Genomic DNA, 467 nt, shown 5'->3' on the forward strand with positions numbered 1-467 from the left:
GCAGCATCGTTGATCAAGACCGAGGGCAGCACTTCATCCTACGTCTCCAACGCCTCAGGCACGCTCGGCAGCACCGGACTGTCCGGCAACGAGGCGATGGGCAAAATTCTCACTCAAGGCGTCACGGACGTGTCCAGTTGGGTCAACAAACTCTATGGCCAGGCGTTTGCAGCCATCTACGTATTACCTGGCGCGCAGGTCTCACTGCACATCGATCAAGAGCTGGAAATTGATTACGAACTCAAAGGCCGCAAGGTCAAATATCCGTCAGGAGCACGCCATGCCACTGCAAACCTGGATTGATCACTTGGTGCCGGCGCGCAGCGCGATGGTGTATTGCGTTCTCATGGCAGGCTTGCTGGCACTCGCAGGTTGCCAGACCAACAAGGAGGAAATGCTGCCACATGGCGACAGCACCATGATGGATGTCTGGAATCAAGGCACCATGGGCTCGGCCGGTAGCGCCA

At 57.2% G+C, this 467-nt stretch carries 2 pseudogenes; both read left to right on the plus strand.

Annotated elements, in window-relative coordinates:
- Window positions 1–303: pseudogene (locus tag ALO80_RS11620) on the plus strand (TIGR03752 family integrating conjugative element protein); the annotation flags it as partial.
- Window positions 281–467, plus strand: a pseudogene (locus ALO80_RS11625) (TIGR03751 family conjugal transfer lipoprotein); the annotation flags it as partial. The pseudogenes ALO80_RS11620 and ALO80_RS11625, both read left to right, overlap by 23 nt.

This window comes from Pseudomonas caricapapayae, from assembly GCF_001400735.1.
In the GTDB taxonomy this organism is placed as follows: Bacteria; Pseudomonadota; Gammaproteobacteria; order Pseudomonadales; family Pseudomonadaceae; genus Aquipseudomonas; species Aquipseudomonas caricapapayae.